The 18,347-nt window shown below is 72.7% G+C and carries 15 protein-coding genes; 1 reads left to right on the plus strand and 14 read right to left on the minus strand.

Annotated features, from left to right (window positions below; all coding sequences use genetic code 11):
- Window positions 1-3 precede the first annotated feature (3 nt).
- The 6 genes from ASC60_RS12130 to ASC60_RS12155 all read right to left on the minus strand — a co-directional run bounded on the left by ASC60_RS12130 (window position 4) and on the right by ASC60_RS12155 (window position 6,775).
- Entirely contained in the window at window positions 4-1,611 is a 1,608-nt protein-coding gene (locus tag ASC60_RS12130) for a cation acetate symporter (protein WP_055549808.1), read from the minus strand.
- Window positions 1,608-2,060, minus strand: a complete 453-nt coding sequence (locus tag ASC60_RS12135; RefSeq protein WP_055549810.1) for a DUF485 domain-containing protein — start codon at window positions 2,058-2,060, stop codon at window positions 1,608-1,610. Before ASC60_RS12135 ends, ASC60_RS12130 begins: the two co-directional genes overlap by 4 nt.
- 101 nt (window positions 2,061-2,161) lie before the next feature.
- Window positions 2,162-2,851, minus strand: a complete 690-nt coding sequence (locus ASC60_RS12140) for a response regulator transcription factor (protein ID WP_055549811.1) — start codon at window positions 2,849-2,851, stop codon at window positions 2,162-2,164.
- Window positions 2,848-4,002, minus strand: a complete 1,155-nt coding sequence (locus tag ASC60_RS12145; protein WP_055549813.1) for a sensor histidine kinase — start codon at window positions 4,000-4,002, stop codon at window positions 2,848-2,850. Before ASC60_RS12145 ends, ASC60_RS12140 begins: the two co-directional genes overlap by 4 nt.
- Window positions 3,999-4,520: a DUF1453 family protein gene (locus ASC60_RS12150; RefSeq protein WP_055549815.1), complete on the minus strand. Its 522-nt coding sequence runs from the start codon at window positions 4,518-4,520 to the stop codon at window positions 3,999-4,001. Before ASC60_RS12150 ends, ASC60_RS12145 begins: the two co-directional genes overlap by 4 nt.
- A gap of 131 nt (window positions 4,521-4,651) precedes the next feature.
- Window positions 4,652-6,775: a type IIA DNA topoisomerase subunit B gene (locus ASC60_RS12155; RefSeq protein WP_055549817.1), complete on the minus strand. Its 2,124-nt coding sequence runs from the start codon at window positions 6,773-6,775 to the stop codon at window positions 4,652-4,654.
- A 442-nt stretch (window positions 6,776-7,217) separates the two neighbouring features.
- Between ASC60_RS12155 and ASC60_RS12160 the strand changes: the two genes are divergently transcribed.
- The gene (locus ASC60_RS12160; protein ID WP_055549819.1) at window positions 7,218-7,442 is read left to right on the plus strand and encodes a hypothetical protein; all 225 of its coding nucleotides are present in this window, start codon (window positions 7,218-7,220) and stop codon (window positions 7,440-7,442) included.
- A 186-nt stretch (window positions 7,443-7,628) separates the two neighbouring features.
- Here ASC60_RS12160 and ASC60_RS12165 read toward each other — a convergent pair whose 3' ends face one another.
- The 8 genes from ASC60_RS12165 to ASC60_RS12200 all read right to left on the minus strand — a co-directional run bounded on the left by ASC60_RS12165 (window position 7,629) and on the right by ASC60_RS12200 (window position 18,265).
- Window positions 7,629-8,459 (minus strand): trypsin-like serine protease, encoded by an 831-nt coding sequence (locus ASC60_RS12165; RefSeq protein WP_055549822.1) that lies wholly within the window; start codon window positions 8,457-8,459, stop codon window positions 7,629-7,631.
- A 228-nt stretch (window positions 8,460-8,687) separates the two neighbouring features.
- A complete protein-coding gene (locus ASC60_RS12170; RefSeq protein ID WP_267892790.1) occupies window positions 8,688-10,253 on the minus strand; it encodes an RNA polymerase sigma factor in 1,566 nt (521 codons plus the stop codon).
- Between the two features lie 412 nt (window positions 10,254-10,665).
- The gene (locus tag ASC60_RS12175) at window positions 10,666-11,616 is read right to left on the minus strand and encodes a FadR/GntR family transcriptional regulator (protein WP_079038336.1); all 951 of its coding nucleotides are present in this window, start codon (window positions 11,614-11,616) and stop codon (window positions 10,666-10,668) included.
- Between the two features lie 184 nt (window positions 11,617-11,800).
- Window positions 11,801-13,858, minus strand: coding sequence for an ABC transporter ATP-binding protein (locus ASC60_RS12180; protein ID WP_055549828.1), 2,058 nt, complete (start codon window positions 13,856-13,858; stop codon window positions 11,801-11,803).
- A gap of 130 nt (window positions 13,859-13,988) precedes the next feature.
- Window positions 13,989-14,750, minus strand: coding sequence for an NUDIX domain-containing protein (locus ASC60_RS12185; RefSeq protein WP_055549830.1), 762 nt, complete (start codon window positions 14,748-14,750; stop codon window positions 13,989-13,991).
- Window positions 14,751-14,918: 168 nt separating this feature from the next.
- Window positions 14,919-16,307 (minus strand): DUF4192 domain-containing protein, encoded by a 1,389-nt coding sequence (locus tag ASC60_RS12190; protein WP_055549832.1) that lies wholly within the window; start codon window positions 16,305-16,307, stop codon window positions 14,919-14,921.
- A gap of 223 nt (window positions 16,308-16,530) precedes the next feature.
- A complete protein-coding gene (locus tag ASC60_RS12195; RefSeq protein ID WP_055549834.1) occupies window positions 16,531-17,376 on the minus strand; it encodes a PhzF family phenazine biosynthesis protein in 846 nt (281 codons plus the stop codon).
- A gap of 7 nt (window positions 17,377-17,383) precedes the next feature.
- On the minus strand, window positions 17,384-18,265 hold the full coding sequence (locus ASC60_RS12200; protein ID WP_055549836.1) for a phytanoyl-CoA dioxygenase family protein: 882 nt from the start codon (window positions 18,263-18,265) through the stop codon (window positions 17,384-17,386).
- Window positions 18,266-18,347: the final 82 nt, after the last annotated feature.

The following is an 18,347-nucleotide window of genomic DNA, read 5'->3' on the forward strand; positions in this document are numbered from 1 at the left end:
GTTTCAGGCCGCTCCCGCCCCGGTGAGGGCCCGCACCTCCGTCTCCGCGTGCCGGGCCGCGTGCCCCGGTGAGTCCGCGGCCTCACCGGAGAGGACCGTGCCGAGCCAGCCGGCGAGGAAGCCGAGGGGCACCGAGACCAGCCCGGGGTTCTGCAGCGGGAAGAGGTGGAAGTCCACCCCGGAGAAGATCGCGTCGGGCCCGCCGGAGACCACCGGGGACAGCACCACCAGCACCACCGCCGGGACCAGCCCGCCGTAGACCGACCACACCGCTCCGCGCGTGGTGAACCGCCGCCAGAACAGCGAGTACAGCAGCACCGGGAGGTTCGCGGACGCGGCGGCCGCGAAGGCGAGCCCCACCAGGAAGGCCACGTTGAGGTCGTCGGCGAGCAGCCCCAGGCCGATCGCCGCCGCCCCGATCCCGACTGCCGCGACCCGCGCGACCGCGACCTCGCTGCGCGGTGTGGGGTCCTTGCGGCGGCTCAGCGAGGCGTACAGGTCGTGGGCGACGGAGGCCGAGGAGGCGAGGGTGATCCCGGCGACGACGGCGAGGATGGTGGCGAACGCGACGGCGGCGACGATCGCGAACAGCACCGTCCCGCCCGTCGACCCGGCGCCCCCGCCGAGGTCGAGCGCGAGCAGCGGCACGGCCGTGTTGCCCGCCGCGTTGGAGCCGCGTACGGCGTCGGTGCCGAGCACGGCCGCGGCGCCGAAGCCCAGCACGATCGTCATCAGGTAGAAGCCGCCGATCAGCCCGATCGACCAGATGACGGACCGGCGGGCGGCCGGGGCGGTCGGCACCGTGTAGAAGCGCGAGAGGATGTGCGGCAGCCCGGCGGTGCCCAGGACGAGGGCGACGCCCAGGCTCACGAAGTCCAGCCGGGCGGTCCAGCCGTCGCCGTACGCGAGGCCCGGGGCGAGGAAGTCGCTGCCCCGCCCACTGTGCCGGGCCGCGGTGCTCAGCAGGCTGTCGATGTCGCCGTGGAAGCGGACCAGGACGAGCACGGTGAGCGCCACCGCGCCGCCCATCAGCAGGACGGCCTTCACGATCTGGATCCAGGTCGTGGCCCGCATCCCGCCCAGCGCGACGAAGACCACCATCAGGGTGCCGACGCCGATGACCGTCCAGGCCCGGGCCCGGGACCCCGTCTCGTCCAGCAGCAGGGCGACCAGGCTGCCCGCGCCGACCATCTGGGCGACGAGGTAGAGCACGCAGACGGTGACCGAGGAGACGCCCGCGGCGATCCGCACCGGGCGCTCGCTCATCCGCGCGGCCAGTACGTCGGCGAGGGTGAACCGGCCGCAGTTGCGGACGAGTTCGGCGACCAGCAGCAGCACCACCAGCCAGGCCACCAGGAAGCCGACGCAGTAGAGCACCCCGTCGTAGCCGAAGAGCGCGATGAGGCCGGAGATGCCGAGGAAGGAGGCGGCCGACATGTAATCACCCGCGATGGCGAAGCCGTTCTCCATGGGGGAGAACAGCCGCCCGCCCGCGTAGAACTCCTCCGGGGAGCCCTGCCGCCGGCGGCTCGCCCACGTGGTGATCGCGAGCGTGGCGGCCACGAAGACGCCGAAGAGCAGCAGCGCGAGGCTCTGCTGATTGCCGGTCACCGCCCGTGCCCCCGCATCATCTCCTGCGTCACCCAGCGCAGCTCCAGCGCGACCCGGTCCCGGCGCAGCCGGGCATGGCGGGCGTACGCCCAGGTCAGCAGGAAGGTTGTGGCGAACTGGGCGAGGCCCGCGAGCATCGCGACATTGAGCGCGCCCACCACCGGGCGGGCCATCATGCCGGGCACGGTGGTCGCCGCGACCACGTACGCGAGGTACCAGAGCAGAAAGGCGGCGACCGCGGGGAAGACGAAGCGGCGATAGCGCCTGCGCACCTCCTGGAAGGCGGCGCTGCCGTGCACCTCCGCGTACACCTCCTCGGCGGCGGGCGGGCGCGCGCGCCGGGGCGGGCCGGCCGTCTCGTCCGGCCCGTCCCAGCCGGAGGCGAGTGCGTCGTACCAGGGATCGTCCAGCCGGGCCGCCCCGGCATCGCGCGCGTCGTGCATGTCCACCCGAAAGCTCCTTGTTCACTGCCGCGTTGGCGTGCCCAAGGATGGACAGAGGGAGAAGATCCCGGATACTCCAATTCCGGACGTTCACCCCATCAGGTGACTCAGGTGATGAACAACCCGGAATCGGTGCCGGGCGGAGCGGCGATGCCGTGGTGGTAGGCGTAGCGCACGGCCTGGGCCCGGTCGCGGACCGCGGTCTTGGCGAACAGGTTGTTGATGTGCGTCTTCACCGTGGCGGGCGCGATCCGCAGCCGGCGCGCGATCTCCGGGTTGGACAGCCCCTCGGCGACCAGCGCCAGGACCTCCGCCTCACGCGGCGTGAGCCCGTCCGGCAGCGGCCCGGCCGGATCCGCCCCCGCCGGCTCCGGTGGCTCCGCCAACCGCTCCAGCAGCCGCCGCTGCACCTGGGGCGACAGCCCGGCGTCCCCCGACATCACGCCCTCCACGGCCCGGACGATCTCGTCGGCGCCGGCGTCCTTGGTCAGATAGCCGCGGGCACCGGCCCGCAGCGCCGGGAAGAGCGAGTCGTCGTCGGCGTAGGTGGTGAGCACCACGACCTGGGTGCCCGGATGCTCCTCGCACACCCGGCGCGTCGCCTCCACCCCGTCGCAGCGGGGCATCCGCAGATCCATCAGCACGACGTCCGGGGCCAGCTCGGCGACCAGCCGCAGCGCCTCCTCGCCGTCGCCCGCCGAACCGACGACCTCGATACCGGGCAGCAGCCCCAGCAGCATCACGATGCCCTCGCGCACCACCGTCTGATCGTCGGCCACCACGACCCGCGCCGTCACAGCGGCACCCGCAGTCGCACCACGAAACCCTCCCCGTCCGGTCCGGCCTCCAGCGTGCCGCCGAGGAGTTCGGCGCGCTCGCGCATTCCGAGCAGACCGTACCCGGCGCCGCTCGCCGTCAGACCGGCGGCGGCCGGTGCCTTGCGGGCGCCGCTGTCGCGCACCTCCAGCGCGACCGCGCGCTCCTCGTAGCTCAGCCGCAGCTCCACCCGGGCCCCCGGCGCGTGCTTGCGGACGTTCGTCAGCGCCTCCTGCGCGACCCGGCGGAGCGTGAGCCCCGCCTCCGCGGTCAGCGTCCGCGGCTCGCCCGCCCGCGCGAAGCGGGCGCCCCCGGCCGCGGCCGACTCCCGCAGGAAGTCCTCGACCGGGGCCATCTCGCCGCGCAGCGCGGACAGCGCCTGACGGGTCTCGGCGAGCCCGTCGCGGGCCATCCCCCGGGCGGCGACCACCCGGTCCAGCACCTTCGCGGAGTCCTCGCCGCGCTCGATCAGCAGCCGCGCCGCCTCCAGGTGGACCAGTTGCGCGGACAGGCTGTGCGCCAGCACATCGTGGATCTCCCGGGCGATCCGGGACCGCTCGGCCAGCGCCGCCGACTCGGCCTCCGCCCGCCGGGCCGCCCGCTCCTGTTCGAGCAGCAGGTAGGCGGTGCCACGGGCCTCCTCGTCCAGCCGGAGCGCATAGCCACCGAGCAGCACGCCCCCGACCGTGACCGCGTCGGTGAGCGGGGAGTCGCCCCTGGCGAGCACATACGCCCCCGAGGCCACGGCCGCGCATACCAGCGCGATCACCAGCGGCAGCCGTTCCATGGCGAGGACGGCGCTCACGACCCACACCGTGGCGGCCGGGGTCCGCGCCCCGGCGGCGTGCAGCGCGGCGCCCGCGCCGACCAGCACGGCGAGCAGCGCCAGGGCGGGGGCGAGCCGGTGGTCCACGGTGACGCGGCGCAGCGCGTACAGCAGGGCCGCGCATCCGGCGAGGGCTGCGATCAGCGCGACCCGCCGCATCCCCGGGAAGGCGTCGTCCCGGACGACGCCCGCCAGCAGCCAGCCGGTCCCGCCCACCCATATGCCGCCGTTGATCAGCAGCCGGATCCGCGGCACGCCCTGACGCGTGAGCGCCTGCCGCGAGGGCCACTGCGTCCATCTGGTCATCGACCGAGTGTGCCCTGCGCACCGGCCCGGCCGGGCACCGGCTCCTGGCCCCGGGCCCCCTCCTGCCCCCGCGCCCGCATCATGACGACGGCGCCGCGCAGCAGCAGGGACGCGGCGAGGGACAGCATGAGCGGACCGCTGCCCCGCGGTACGCCCGCCAGCGCGCCCACCCCGGCCAGCGCCAACCGGCACACCATGGCGCCCGCCCACACCATCGCCGTGGCCTTCGTGCCCCGGGTCCACACCGCGCCGGAGGCGTCCGTCCACACCCGGCTGGTCCACCCCCACCCGGCCCCGGTCGCCACCCCGACGAGGACCTCCACCACCAGCAGCGCCGCGGCGGCCACCCGGTGATCGTGGTCGATCAGCCCGGGTTCGCGCAGCGCGAGCGCGCCGAGCACCACCGGCACCACCCACCAGCGCCGCGCGTCCTCGGTCACCCTCTGCGGCCGGAACTGCCGTACGAGCACGATGACGACGACCGCGGCGATGAGCACGGCATGGGCGAGTCCCGACATGACAAGAGCCTCCGTGGAGCGGGAACGACAACGCTCCCGACGCTACGGACGGGCCCGGCCACGGGGATCGGAGCCAGGGCTGATCCCGGGTGGAAACCGTCTCTCCACCCGGGGGTGGAGAGACGGACTCCTCAGACGTCGATGCGCGACCGGTCCAGGGTCGCCGCCGAGTTGGTGATGAACTCCTTGCGCGGCGCGACCTCGTTGCCCATCAGCAGGTGGAAGGCCTGCTCGGCCGCCTCCAGGTCGCTGATGTTGATGCGCCGCAGCGTGCGGTGACGCGGGTCCATCGTGGTCTCCGCGAGCTGGTCGGCGTCCATCTCGCCGAGACCCTTGTAGCGCTGGATGCCGTCCTTGTAGCGGACGCCGCGGCGCTCCAGGTCCAGCAGCGTCTCCCGCAGCTCGTTGTCGGAGTAGGTGTAGATGTACTTCTCCTGGCCCCGCTTGGGGTTGACCAGCTCCACCCGGTGCAGCGGCGGTACGGCCGAGAAGACCCGCCCCTGCTCCACCATCGGCCGCATGTAGCGCTGGAAGAGGGTGAGCAGCAGACAGCGGATGTGGGCGCCGTCGACGTCGGCGTCGGCAAGGAAGATCACCTTGCCGTAGCGGGCCTGGTCGATGTCGAACGTACGGCCCGAACCGGCCCCTATGACCTGGATGATCGACCCGCATTCGGCGTTCTTCAGCATGTCCGAGACGGACGACTTCTGCACGTTGAGGATCTTGCCGCGGATCGGCAGCAGCGCCTGGAACTCGGAGTTCCGGGCGAGCTTGGCCGTACCCAGCGCCGAGTCGCCCTCGACGATGAACAGTTCGCTGCGGTCCACGTCGTCGCTGCGGCAGTCGGCCAGCTTCGCGGGCAGCGAGGAGGACTCCAGCGCGGTCTTGCGGCGCTGCGCCTCCTTGTGCTGGCGGGCGGCGATCCGCGTGCGGGCCGCGGCGACGATCTTCTCCAGCACGGCGCGGGCCTGCTGCTTGGCGTCCCGCTTGGCGGACGTCAGGAACGCCTTCAGCTCCTTGGCGACCACGTTGGCCACGATGCGGGAGGCGGCCGAGGTACCCAGCACCTCCTTGGTCTGGCCCTCGAACTGCGGCTCCGCGAGCCGCACGGTCACGACGGCGGTCAGGCCCTCCATGACGTCGTCCTTGACGACGTCGTCCTCGGCGACGCGCAGCAGCTTGGCGGAGCGCAGCACCTCGTTGACGGTCTTGGTGACCGAACGCTCGAAGCCCGAGACGTGCGTGCCGCCCTTGGGGGTGGCGATGATGTTCACGAAGGACTTGGTGGTGGCGTCGTAGCCGGTGCCCCAGCGCAGCGCGATGTCGACGCCCAGCTCCCGGGTGACCTCGGTCGGCGTCATGTGGCCGCGCTCGTCGAGGACCGGCACGGTCTCCTTGAAGGTGCCCTGGCCGGACAGGCGCAGCACATCGCAGACGGCCTTGTCCTGGGCGAGGTACTCGCAGAACTCGCTGATGCCGCCGTCGTACCGGAAGGTCTCCTCGACGGGCCCCTCCCGGCCCTCCAGGGACCGCTCGTCCCGGACGACCAGCGTCAGGCCGGGCACCAGGAAGGCGGTCTGGCGGGCGCGGGCGTGCAGGGTCTCCAGGGAGAGCTTGGCGTCCTTGAGGAAGATCTGCCGGTCCGACCAGTAGCGGACGCGGGTGCCGGTGCGGGTCTTGGGGACCCGCTTCCCCTTGAGGAGACCGCCGGAGGGGTCGAAGGGGGCATCCGGTCCGGACTCGGTGAAGATGCCGGGAACACCGCGCCGGAAGCTGATCGAATGGGTCTTGCCGTCCCGGTCCACCTCGACGTCGAGACGGCTGGACAGCGCGTTCACCACGGAGGCGCCGACGCCGTGCAGACCGCCGGAGGCCGCGTACGAGCCACCGCCGAACTTGCCGCCGGCGTGCAGCTTGGTCATCACGACCTCGACGCCGGACAGCCCGGTCTTGGGCTCGACGTCGACCGGGATCCCCCGGCCGTTGTCCCGGACCTCCACGGAACCGTCGTCGTGCAGATGCACCTCGATGCGGTCACAATAGCCACCCAGGGCCTCGTCCACAGAGTTGTCGATGATCTCCCACAGGCAGTGCATGAGACCGCGGCTGTCGGTCGATCCGATGTACATACCGGGCCGCTTGCGCACTGCCTCGAGCCCCTCGAGGACGAGAAGGTGCCGCGCGGTGTAGTTGGAGCCGCCCCGGTCTGCTCCGGTCAGCAGCGCAGTGGACGGCACGGACGTGTCGGCGGTCACGCGGTTCGCTCCTCGCTGAATTTCTGTTGGCCCAACTCTGGGCACGATGGTGGCACGGGTCGCCCAACAGAGCGTACCGAGGCCTGATAGAGCCTTCGTGCCGCCACCCGTGAAACGTCCATCCTAGTCCAGACACCCCCGATTTCGCTCGTACGTTCGATAGCCCGTTTGGCGTGAAGCACACATCACGTTCCCTTGGAGGCATGAACCATTTAGGCTCCGGGCACGTCCTCATGAACAACCGGCAACCCGGCCGGGAGGACAAAACCCGACAAGCGACGTGAATCCGTAAACCAACGCAATACGGCTCATTCGCCGCCAACCGTCATCATCCGGCCCACTCAGAAGCAATTTTTGAGAAAAAGCCACGAGCGGGAACGATATCGGGCTGGTTGGATGTTGACCCTGGTACGACAGCTCGTCGAGCTAGAGAAGAGGCGACGTGACTACTGTTCTGACCCCCGCGAGCCCGCTGACGGCCGCTGACCGCTGCGACCGCTGCGGCGCCCAGGCATACCTGCGCGTCGTCCTGATGAGCGGCGGTGAACTGCTCTTCTGCGCCCACCACGGGCGCAAGTTCGAGCCGGAACTCAAGAAGATCGCCGCGGAAATACAGGACGAGACCGAGCGGCTGACCGCCGCTCCGGCGTCTGCGTCGGAAGACTGACGCCGACGCCTCGCGCCACGACGACGAGCGAAGCCGGCCGAGGGCCGGACGTCGGGCGGCCCGCCCCAGCCAGGGGAGGGCCGCCCGCGCTCGTGTCGCGGCCCCCTGCCACCTTCCCGCCCGCGGGACTCCGGACCCCCCCCCCCCCGGGACGCCCGGCGGACCCGAGGCGTCCGACCGGCCGCCTCAGCCATACGCGGCCACCAGGGACACCACCGCCGAGATCCGCGTGTAGACGCCCGGCCGCCCGGCCTCCGCGCAGCCACTGCCCCAGGACACCAGGCCCACCAGCCGCCCTCCGGCGACCAGCGGCCCTCCGCTGTCCCCCTGGCAGGCGTCCCGGCCGCCGCCGGTGACCCCGGCGCAGACCATCGAAGCCGGCTGATAATCGCCCTCCGCGTCACCGGGGTAGGCGCTCCGGCAGGTCGCGTCGGCGAGGACGCGTACCGCCGTGGCCCGCAACGTCAGCGCGTAGCTGCCGTCACCGTCGGTGTCGCCCCAGCCGTACACCACCGCCCGGCTTCCGGGCCGATAGGCCGGATCCCCGGCGCGTGCCATCTGGATGACATAGGCGGGCGGCAGCGGCCGCCCCAGGGTGAGCACCGCGATATCGCCGGCCCGGTCGTCGGTCTGGTAGGCCGGATTGACCCACACCTTCGCCGGCGCCATCTCCACCCCACGGGTCCCCCGCAGATCGTTGCGGCCGATGATCACCCGCAGGTCCCGCACCTCCTGCCACCTCTTGCCCAGGACAGCCCGGCTCAGACAGTGGGCCGCCGTGATGACCCGGGTGGGGGCCACCGCCACGCCACCACAGAACTGCCCCGAGCGCTTCGTGCCGAACAGCTCACGGCTGGCCAGAGCGACCGCCCAGGGCGCCTCGGCCGTGCGGACCCGGTGCCCGCCCACCACCGCACGGTCGGCCGTCGCCGGGGCGGGCGCGAGGAGCAGCAGCGCGAGCGCGGCCGCGAGCAGCACGGCGAGGCGGGCGAGGAGCGGGGCCGGCGACCTACGCATGCAGCCTCCTGACCGTACGGAGCGAGTCGCCCACCCAGCGTCACCCCGCCCGGCGCGTTCCGCATCCCGGGGTGGGCCAACCGGGGCGGGCCGCCCTCGGCCGATCGGGTGGGCCGCCGCCGGCACAGCGTCGCCGGGGCAGCGCGAAGGCCGGGCCCCGAGGAGGCCCGGCCTTCGTCCGGCGCTGTCGCGCTTGCGCGCGTCCGGTCCGTCTTAATCCAGTCCGTCTTAATCCAGGTAGTCCCGGAGGACCTGGGAGCGGGACGGGTGGCGCAGCTTCGACATGGTCTTGGACTCGATCTGGCGGATGCGCTCACGCGTCACGCCATAGACCTTGCCGATCTCGTCAAGGGTCTTCGGCTGTCCGTCGGTGAGGCCGAAGCGCATGGACACCACGCCCGCCTCGCGCTCGCTGAGCGTGTCGAGCACCGAGTGCAACTGCTCCTGGAGCAGGGTGAAACTCACGGCGTCGGCCGGGACGACGGCTTCGGAGTCCTCGATGAGGTCACCGAACTCGCTGTCGCCGTCCTCGCCCAGCGGGGTGTGCAGGGAGATGGGCTCACGGCCGTACTTCTGGACCTCGATGACCTTCTCGGGGGTCATGTCCAGTTCCTTGGCCAGCTCCTCCGGGGTGGGCTCACGGCCCAGGTCCTGGAGCATCTGGCGCTGCACCCGCGCGAGCTTGTTGATGACCTCGACCATGTGCACCGGGATACGGATGGTGCGGGCCTGGTCGGCCATGGCGCGCGTGATCGCCTGGCGGATCCACCAGGTGGCGTACGTCGAGAACTTGTAGCCCTTGGTGTAGTCGAACTTCTCGACCGCGCGGATCAGACCGAGGTTGCCCTCCTGGATCAGGTCCAGGAAGAGCATGCCGCGGCCGGTGTACCGCTTGGCCAGCGAGACCACCAGACGGAGGTTGGCCTCCAGGAGGTGGTTCTTGGCGCGGCGGCCGTCCTCGGCGATGATCTCCAGCTCGCGCTTGAGCTTGGGTGCGAGCTTGTCGGAGTTGGCGAGCTTGTCCTCCGCGAACAGACCGGCCTCGATCCGCTTCGCGAGCTCGACCTCCTGCTCGGCGTTGAGCAGCGGGACCTTACCGATCTGCTTCAGGTAGTCCTTGACCGGGTCGGCGGTGGCGCCGGCCGCGGCGACCTGCTGCGCCGGGGCGTCGTCCTCGTCCTCGTCGGAGAGCACGAAGCCCGCGTTCTCCGGCTCGGGCTCGGCACCCTCTGGAGCCGGCTTGCCCGCCGGCACCTCCTCGATGGCGTCCTCGGCCTCGAGGATCTCGTCGGTGACGTCCTTCTTGGCGGTCGTCTTCTTCGCGACCGTCTTCTTCGCCGCGGTGGCGGTCTTCTTCGCCGCCGCCTTCTTGGCCGTGGCCTTCTTTGCGGCGGCCTTCTTCGCGGGCGCCGCCGACGCCTCCTCGGCGGGGCCGCCCGCGGCGGCCGCGGGAGCGGCCGGAGCGGCGGGGGCCTTCTTGGCGGTGACCGTCTTGGACGCGACGGCCTTGGTGGCGGTGCGCTTCGCCGGGCTCTTCGCTGCGACGCTCTTGCGGGTGCGCTTGGGCGCTTCTGCGGCACTGACCATCAGCGTCACACCCTCCTCGTCGAGGATCTGGTTGAGGCTGCGCAGAACGTTCTTCCACTGGGTTGGCGGAATCTGGTCAGCCTCGAAGGCCCGACGCACGTCATCGCCGGCGATCTGCCCCTCAGCCTTTCCCCGCTCGATGAGCGCCATGACAGACTCGGATTCGGCGATCTCCGGCGGGAGCGTACGGGATGTGCTGGCCGACACGAACAACCTCTCGGAACGTTGGAAACGGCTTCCGGCCCCGTCCGCTGTGGACCGGAGCCGACGACCGCCGGCAGGGATGAACCGACGGCGCGCGGGCGGAGTGCGGACGAGTACAGCGTCGCGAGCGACATCTGTATTCCCTCCGCGGCTGCCACCTCTTTAATCATCGCGCTGCCCCAAAGAGCGTTACGCCCAATCGTCGTGGCTCGAGTCACACCACATATCGGCCTTAATACCCACCCAACGGGACAGATAACTCCGAGTCGATCACGCGACGGCTCCGGGCAGCCCTCCCGGTCCGCCCGCACTGCGTCTCACGTCACGTTCCGCGCCGCGCCGCCGAATCCGCGGGCGGGATCCGGCGACGCCGCTCCGTACGCCGCACACCCCGGGCGCCGCGCGCGCCGCGGGGTCAGTGCTCGCGCGGCGCGGGCACCCCGACCTCGGCGTGGTCGAGGTCCAGGTGGGCGGTCAGGAGTTGGCGCATCGCCCCTTCGGCCGCCGCGGCGTCCCCCGACCCGACCGCCTCGACGATCCGGCGGTGGTGGCCGACGCTCGCCTCGGTGAGCCGGTCACAGCCGCCGGCCGGCGCCCCGGAGACATGGAGGGCGGCGGCGACGATGCCCGCCAGGTGCTCCAGCATCCGGTTGCCCCCGACCTGGAGCAGCAGCGCGTGGAACTCGGCGTCGGCGCGGGAGAAGGTGAGGGTGTCGCCCTGGGTCAGCGAGTGCCCCATGATCTCGGCCATGTCGGCCAGCCGCTGCTGCACGTCCTCGCGGCCGTGCCCCGCGGCGAGGCGCGCCGCGAGCGGCTCGATCGTCCAGCGCAGCTCGCACAGCTCGCGGCGCTGGTCGTCACGCTGTGGCCCGAAGGCGCGCCACTCGATGATGTCCGGATCCAGCAGGTTCCAGTCGCAGACGGGGCGGACCCGGGTGCCGACGTTGGGGCGGGCGCTGACCAGGCCCTTGGCCTCGAGGACGCGCAGCGACTCCCGGACGACGGTGCGGGAGACCTCGAAGCGCTGACCGATCTCCTCCGGGACCAGCGGGCGGTCCGCGCCCAGGTCGCCGGAGACGATCATCTGGCCGAGCTGCTGAACGAGCTGGCCGTGCAGCCCGCGGCCCCGGTTGCCGGCCGTGCGGCGGCCCACCCGGCCGATCTCCGCGTCCGCGCCGTCCCAGGAGGGGGCGCTGCCGCGGTCGGCGCCGGGGGCGTCGGCGTAGGAGTAGCGGTCAAGCTCGCCCGAGCCGGCGAGGCCGGAGTCGGCGGGGCGAGCCGCGGTCATGGTGGTGTGCGCAAGGGTACTCACGCATCCTTTGTCGGCGACGCTCCGGAGGCCCTTGAGGTCTTTGGTGAAAAGCACACGAAAGGGTGATCGCCCATTACCTCACAATTGACGCTGATTCGGACAGAAAGCAACACCCTTTACCGAAGTTGCGGCCGCTTCGTGAGCCGCCTCTCGCACCACCCCTTCCGAGCCCCCGGGGCGGCTCCGCGAACACCCGCCGCGGACCGGCCCTTGCCCCCCCGGTCCGCGGCGGGGCCGCCTATGGGCGGGCTCTTCTGCCGCGCAGCCCGGTCAGGGCGTAGGCGAACAGCAGCACCGCCACCGACAGCATCAGGGCCTGCCCCACGGGCTGTCCCGCGAGCCGCAGCACGGCCGCGACCCCCCGGTTGAGCGTGGAGGGCGGACGGTCCAGCGCCACGGCGCGCAGCCGGTGCGGCAGCCCGACGAGCGAGTGCAGCGACGGCTCGTCCATCGCGCGCCGGACCACGGGAACCGCCAGCAGCGGCACCGCGAGGAGCGTGGCCAGCCCGAGCGCGGTGGACCGGAAGACGCCCGCGGCCAGCAGTCCGGCCCAAGAGCAGCCGATAGTGAGGCCGAAAACGCTCGCCATCAGCACCGGCCAGTCGCTCGGGAGCGGCACCGCGTTTCCGCCGACGAGCAGCAGGAGCGCCGCGCTGTCGAGGACGATGGCCCCGAGCGACAGCAGCGTGGCACCGACCGCGCAGATGGCGAACTTGGCGACCAGCAGACCGAGCTGGTGCGGTACGGCGTCCCGGGCGGGGGCCAGCGCCGGATAGCGGAACTCGTCGCCGAAGGCGAGGGCGCCCAGCAGCCCGGCGGCGATCGCGATGGGCGGCAGCGGGAGGTCGGCGGGCCAGCCGGTGAGCCGGTGCAGCTCCCCGCCGCCGCCCTCGCGCGCCAGCAGCACGGAGGCGAGGAGCGAGAGGGCGAGCGCCACGGCACCGATCAGCCAGCCGGTGCGCACTCCGGTGGCGCGGCGCAGTTCGTACCGCATGGGCCAGGCGGGGCCGGGGAGCCGGAGCCGGTGGAGCACCCGGGAGGGGGAGGCCTGGGGCTCGCGGGCGCGGATTCCCGCCGGGGTGGCGGGACCCAGGTCGGCGGTCTCCTCGACCAGCCGGTGCACCACGACGCCGTGGCGGTAGGCGGTCTCGCCGACGGAGGCGCTGGGGAGGCCGTAGACGGAGATGCGGGTCTCGTCGTCCCGCACCACCGAGAACGGGTCGGCGACCGCCTCCTCCTCGGTCTCGGGCTCCATGTCGGCCGCCGCGCCGCTGCCGGGGGCGGCGGCACTCGCGTGGGGCGCCGCTCCGGGCGCCGGAACAGGGACCGGGACGGTGGCGGCCTCGGTGTCCGCCACCGGAGCGCCCGCTCCCCCGGGCGCCGCGGCGTCGGCCTCGGCCTTCGCCTTGTCCTTGGAGCGGCCCAGGCCGCCGAGCCTGGCCTTGACCGTGATGCCGGCCTTGACCTCGCCCTCGGCCGCGGCCTCTTCGGCCTGGGCCCGAGCCGCCGCTTCGGCCGCCGCCGCACGCTCCGCCCGCCGCTCGGCCGCCGCCGCCTCCCGGGCGGCGTCGGCCTCCTCCTCCAGGACGGCGGCCAGCCGTCCGGCAAGCGGTGAGCGGACGACGACGCGGGGGCGCAGCCGGGTACGGGCGAACTCGTCGACCGCCTGATCGGCCACCAGCCGGCCCTCTTCCAGGGTGAGGACACGGTCCGCGACGCGGGTCACCCCTTCTGCGTCCTCGGTGGTGATCAGCACGGCGCCGCCCTGGTCGGCGAATCCGCGCAGTAGTCCGTTGAGCCAGCCGGTCTCACGGACCGACAGCCCCCGGGCCGGTTCGTCCAGCACGAGGGTGTGCGGATCTCCGAGCAGCGCGGTGGCGATGCCGAGGCGGCGCTCCATCCCGAAGGCCAGATCGCCGAGGCGCTCGTCCGCCAGGTCGGTGAGGCCGACGACGTCGAGGACGACATCGGCGCGTGCGGCGGGCACCCCGGCGGCGGCACCGAGCATTCTCAGATGCCCGCGCACGGTGCGCCCCGGATGCCCCGGGACGTCGTCGAGGAGGACGCCGATCTCGCGGGCCGGCCGGCGGATGCGGTGCAGGGGGCGGCCCCGGAAGAACGCGGAGCCGTGGCCCCGGTCGAGCTGCAGCAGCAGCCGCAACGCGCTGGTCTTCCCGGCGCCGGGACCACCGAGCAGGGCGGTGACATGGCCCGGCGGGGCCTCGAAGGTGAGATCGTCGATGGCGGGCGCGTGGTTGCGGCGGCGGGCGCTGGTCAGTCCGGTGGCCTGGATCATGGCTTCTCCCGCGGGGCATGGAACCGCTCGGTGGCACGTGGGGACTGGTGACGTACCGGAGCACGGTAACCCGCTATGTCCTATTTCGTCGGCACATACACCCCCTGATGAGTCGTCGTGTCACAGGCCTTCACACCTCGGGACGCAGCATGGGCGGATTGAGCAGCGTGGCGCCCCCGGCCCGGAACAGCTGAGCGGGCCGTCCGCCCTGACGGGTCGTCGTGCCGCCGGTGGGCACCAGGAATCCCGGGGTCCCGGTGACCTTGCGGTGGAAGTTGCGCGGGTCCAAGGCCACGCCCCACACCGCCTCGTACACCCGGCGCAGCTCGCCGACCGTGAACTCCTGGGGGCAGAACGCGGTGGCCAGCGAGGAGTACTCGATCTTGGAGCGGGCGCGCTCGACGCCGTCCGCGAGGATGCGTGCGTGGTCGAACGCGAGCGGGGCGGCCAGGTCGGCGTCCCGGCCGAAGGCACCCTCCTGGTCGAGCAGCGACTCGACCGGAGCCCAGCGGACGCTGTGGGCGTCGCCCCCGGGCCGGGGCGCCGGGAGGTCGGGCGCCAGCGCCAGATGCGCGACGCTGACCACCCGCATCCTGGGGTCCCGTTTCGGGTCGCCGTAGGTGGCGAGCTGTTCGAGATGCGCGGCGTTCGGCGGGACCGGGAGCGTCGGGTCATGGGCGAGCAGCCCGGTCTCCTCGGCCAGTTCCCTGGCCGCGGCGGCCGACAGGTCCTCGTCGGCGCGCACGAATCCGCCGGGCAGTGCCCATCGCCCCTTGAAGGGTGGCTCGCCTCGGCGGACGGCCAACGCACACAGCGCGTGCCGCCGCACGGTGAGCACGACCAGATCCACGGTGACGGCGAAAGCCGGGAAGGCCGATGGGTCGTAGGGCATGGGACGATCATAGTCGTCTGCCTGACGATAATCAGGCTCTTGAGCATGATCCGCGATGTTCCCGAAGCCGCCCTCCCAGGCGTTTTCCCGTTCGGCGCTCGCACCTCCTTCCGCATGAGGCGATCGCCCTCGCGTCGTTCCTGACGGCCCGTCGGGCGCGGCCCGTGGTCAGCGGCGGCTGCGGGTCCCGCGCCCGCCCGTCCTGCGCCGGGTCCGCGCCCTGCCCTCCGGCCGGCGCCTGGCGCCCGACGCGCCCGGTCCGGTGGGGCCGCCCGGCCCTGCGGCGCGGACCGGCCATCGCCGCCCGGCCCGCTCGGGATGCCCTCCGCCGTCCGCCGCCGGGGGTTCCGCCCCCGCGGGCCCGGGAGCGGCCTCGGTGGCCGTGCCGTCGAGACGCCGCAGCTCCTCGTGGACCGCGGCGTGCACCGCGCGGTCCGCACTGTCCCGGCGCAGACACTGCCGCAACAGCTCCGGATCCAGCCCCTCGTTGCACGCCTGATGGAGCAGCTTGGCGAAGAGGTAGTGCGGATCGACCCGCAGTGCCCGGCCGAGCGCGACCCGGGCCGAGGGCTCGTCACCGGAGGACCAGGCGACCCAGCCGGCGAGGGTGAGCGGCGCGGCGGCGTGCTCCCCGTACGAGCCGACGCAGCGGCGGGCCAGCGCCCGCCACAGCCGCAGCGCCGACACGGCGTCCGGCTCTTCCATCCACTGGGCGGCCCTGTCCCGCGCCACCCGGTCCTGCAGCCCGATGATCACCGAGGCGGCTTCCTCGTCGTCCAGCAGGCCGTCGTCGCGGGTATCGGCCGCGCGGGGGTCGGCGATCGGCGGCGCGCCACGCAGGCGGTCCATCATCCGGCGCGCGAGTCCCAGGGTCTCCTCCCGCACGGCGGCACAGTCCATCCCTCCCAGGATCTTCGGTACGAGCCGGCTCCCGGCCATGTCCAGCGCCCGCTCCTGCCCCTGGACGCGGGCCCCGGTGAGCGGCGCGAGTCTGGACTCCATCTCGCGCAGCGAACCGCGCACATGCACCCCTGCGAAGGTCGCCGCCGCGGCCATCACCGAGGTGCCCGGCATGGCGAGCGGCACGCCTTCCGGCGGACAGCAGCGCCGGTCGGGGCAGACGTACGACCAGAACCGGCCGTCGGAGATGCACAGCGCCTCGAAGACCGGCACCTCGAAGCCGCCGCAGGCGGTGCGCAGACGCTGCGCGAGGGGCCGCAGCCGCTCCATCACATCCCGCCCGGACTCGCCCCCGGCCGGTTCCTGGCACAGGAACAGCACGATCCCATCCGGCCGGTCACCACGCCGCTCGCTGCCCCCGATCAGGCACTCGGCGAGCTGATCGCACACCTCGGGCCACTCCTCGCGGGCGCGGGGGATACCGAGCCTGAGCCTGCCGCCGAACCGGCCACGCGGGCCGTGCAGCGCGATCATCACGACGCTGTCATCGGGGTGGAAGCCCAGGACATAGGGCAGGGCGTCGGCGAGCTCGGCGGGGCTGCGGAGGGTGACCTGCTCCTCGCCGGACAGGCCGGCCGTGTCGTTGTCTCGAGTCATGGCCCGACAGTCCCTCAGCCCGGCCGGCTCCGCCAGCCCTGTGGATAACGTTATCCACAGGCCACGGGCCCCGTTCGCGCGTTGCCGCGGGACCGGGTTGCATGGGCGCATGAGCGACGAAGATCTGCGCATCTCGGCCGACCGCGCGCCGGTATCCGCGCCCGCACCATCAGCTCCGCGCGCGCCGGGGCTTCGGTCATTTTCAAGAGAGCCGTTGGGCCGGTTACCCCGTCAGGACCCGTGCGGCGCCGCCGAGTGCGACGCGCAGGTCCGGTCCCGCCGCGGCGGTGATGGTGGCGGGGCTGCCGAGGGAGTCGCCCATGTCGACGGCGATCCGGTGCACGCCCCGGCCGGCCAGGTGTGCGACGAGACAGGCCGTGCTGTTGACGTTGGCGAGGTCCTCTGGAACGCCGATCGACGGGGCGAACATCCGGGCCGCGAGCGCGCCCTCGGGCGAAGGTTCCGAGTGGACGTACGCGCCGAGCAGGCCGAAGCGATCGCAGGCCGCCCTGAGGCGGTCGAAGTCCGGGCGTAGCGCGGCGAGCGCGGCCCGGGTGGGGACCGGCACCAGAACGCGTTCGCGGCCCACGCCGGCGATCCGGACATCCGGCCCGGCCTCGTCCGGCCCGAGACCGAGGGCCGGGAGAACGAGGGCGCGTTCCTCCGCGGTGGGTTCGCGCAGATCTACGGGTCCGGGGTCGAAGGAGGCGGTGATCAGCTCGCCGGCACGCTCGGCCCGCCCGGCGAAGACCCGCCCCCCGGCACGGAGGGTGGCCCGGTAGGGCCCGGCACCACCGTGCCGTGCGGCGAGGAGCGCGAGGGCGGCGACCGTGCCGTGACCGCAGGCGGGCAGTTCCCCCTCCGCGGTGAAGAAGCGCAGCTCGGTCGTGTCGCCGGTGTGACGTACGTACACGGCGTGCGAGGTGCCCCGTGCGACGGGGATCCGGCGCCGCTCGTCGTCGCCTGGCGGCGGGCCGTCCGCGTCGTCCTCCAGCACGACGGCCGTGGGGCTGCCGCCCGCGCCGCCCCGCAGGCAGGCGCGGACGACCGTCACGTTCGGCGTGCTCATGGGGCTGTCACTTCGCATCCTCCAGCGTGGCGTATCCGGTGGTCGCCGCGGTCTCGGTCTGGTTGGCACCCTCTTGGAGCTGGAAGAGCGAGCCGAAGGGGCGCTCCGCGAGCGGGAGGCGCCACGTGCCGGCCTCCACACGTGCCGTGTCCGACACGTTACCGCGCAGCAGCTTCACTCCGGGCTCGTTGTGGCCGGCGTGCGAGCCGAAGTGGATCGGGTAGGCGTCGGCCGCCCGGTAGGCCGGCAGGAAGGCGCGGCGGTACCGGTCGGAGCGGTTCGGGGAGGAGTAGTGCAGGAGCAGGCAGTGGATGAAGACCACGCTGCCGGCGGGCGCCTCGATGGGCACGGCGAGCGCTGGGTCGGGGGCGTCGGCACCCGCCACCTTGCCGCGGAAGTAGCCGTCGACGTAGTGGTCGGCGAGGCCGCGCAGGTGGGAGCCGGGGACGGCCTGGAGGGCGGAGTTCTCGGTGGTGGTGTCGTCGAGGTAGACGAGGGCCGTCACCAGGTCGGTGTTGGTGTGGGGGTAGTAGGCGAAGTCCTGGTGCCAGTCCACGACACTGCCCACCTGCGGGGCCTTGAGGTGGAGCTTGCTGTAGTGGAACAGGATGTCGGGGCCGATGAGTGCCTCGACATGGTCGAGCAGCTTGGGGTGGGCGGCGGCCCGCTCGAACGCGGAGTGCTGTTTGGTGGGCGACCAGATCCGGCGGGCCATGCCGTTGTCGCCCGGCTCCACTTCGGCGACGGAGCCGATGTCGGGAACGTTCAGGATGTCCGTGATGGCGGTGTTGAGTTCGGCGACTTCACTCGGATCGAAGAGACGCTCGACGACCGCGAAGCCGTTCTCGCGGTACTCCTTGACAAGCGCGTCGGTGTTGGGTGCGGACATGCGCGGGGTTCCTCTCTGCTGGGCGGCGGGGATGCCGTGGGATGCGGTGTGACGGGGTGGGGTCCGAACGGGTCCGCCGGGC

Origin of the sequence: Streptomyces sp. NBRC 110028 (assembly GCF_001417735.1) — a bacterium.
Classification (GTDB): Bacteria; Actinomycetota; Actinomycetes; order Streptomycetales; family Streptomycetaceae; genus Streptomyces.

Excerpts from the sequence above, each read along its gene's own strand:
- ASC60_RS12195 (WP_055549834.1), bottom strand. The coding sequence starts at position 17,376 with ATGAGCACGCCGAACGTGACGGTCGTCCGCGCCTGCCTGCGGGGCGGC.
- ASC60_RS12180 (WP_055549828.1), bottom strand. The coding sequence starts at position 13,858 with ATGATCCAGGCCACCGGACTGACCAGCGCCCGCCGCCGCAACCACGCG.
- ASC60_RS12150 (WP_055549815.1), bottom strand. The coding sequence starts at position 4,520 with ATGTCGGGACTCGCCCATGCCGTGCTCATCGCCGCGGTCGTCGTCATC.
- ASC60_RS12200 (WP_055549836.1), bottom strand. The coding sequence starts at position 18,265 with ATGTCCGCACCCAACACCGACGCGCTTGTCAAGGAGTACCGCGAGAAC.
- ASC60_RS12145 (WP_055549813.1), bottom strand. The coding sequence starts at position 4,002 with ATGACCAGATGGACGCAGTGGCCCTCGCGGCAGGCGCTCACGCGTCAG.
- ASC60_RS12185 (WP_055549830.1), bottom strand. The coding sequence starts at position 14,750 with ATGCCCTACGACCCATCGGCCTTCCCGGCTTTCGCCGTCACCGTGGAT.
- ASC60_RS12190 (WP_055549832.1), bottom strand. The coding sequence starts at position 16,307 with ATGACTCGAGACAACGACACGGCCGGCCTGTCCGGCGAGGAGCAGGTC.
- ASC60_RS12165 (WP_055549822.1), bottom strand. The coding sequence starts at position 8,459 with ATGCGTAGGTCGCCGGCCCCGCTCCTCGCCCGCCTCGCCGTGCTGCTC.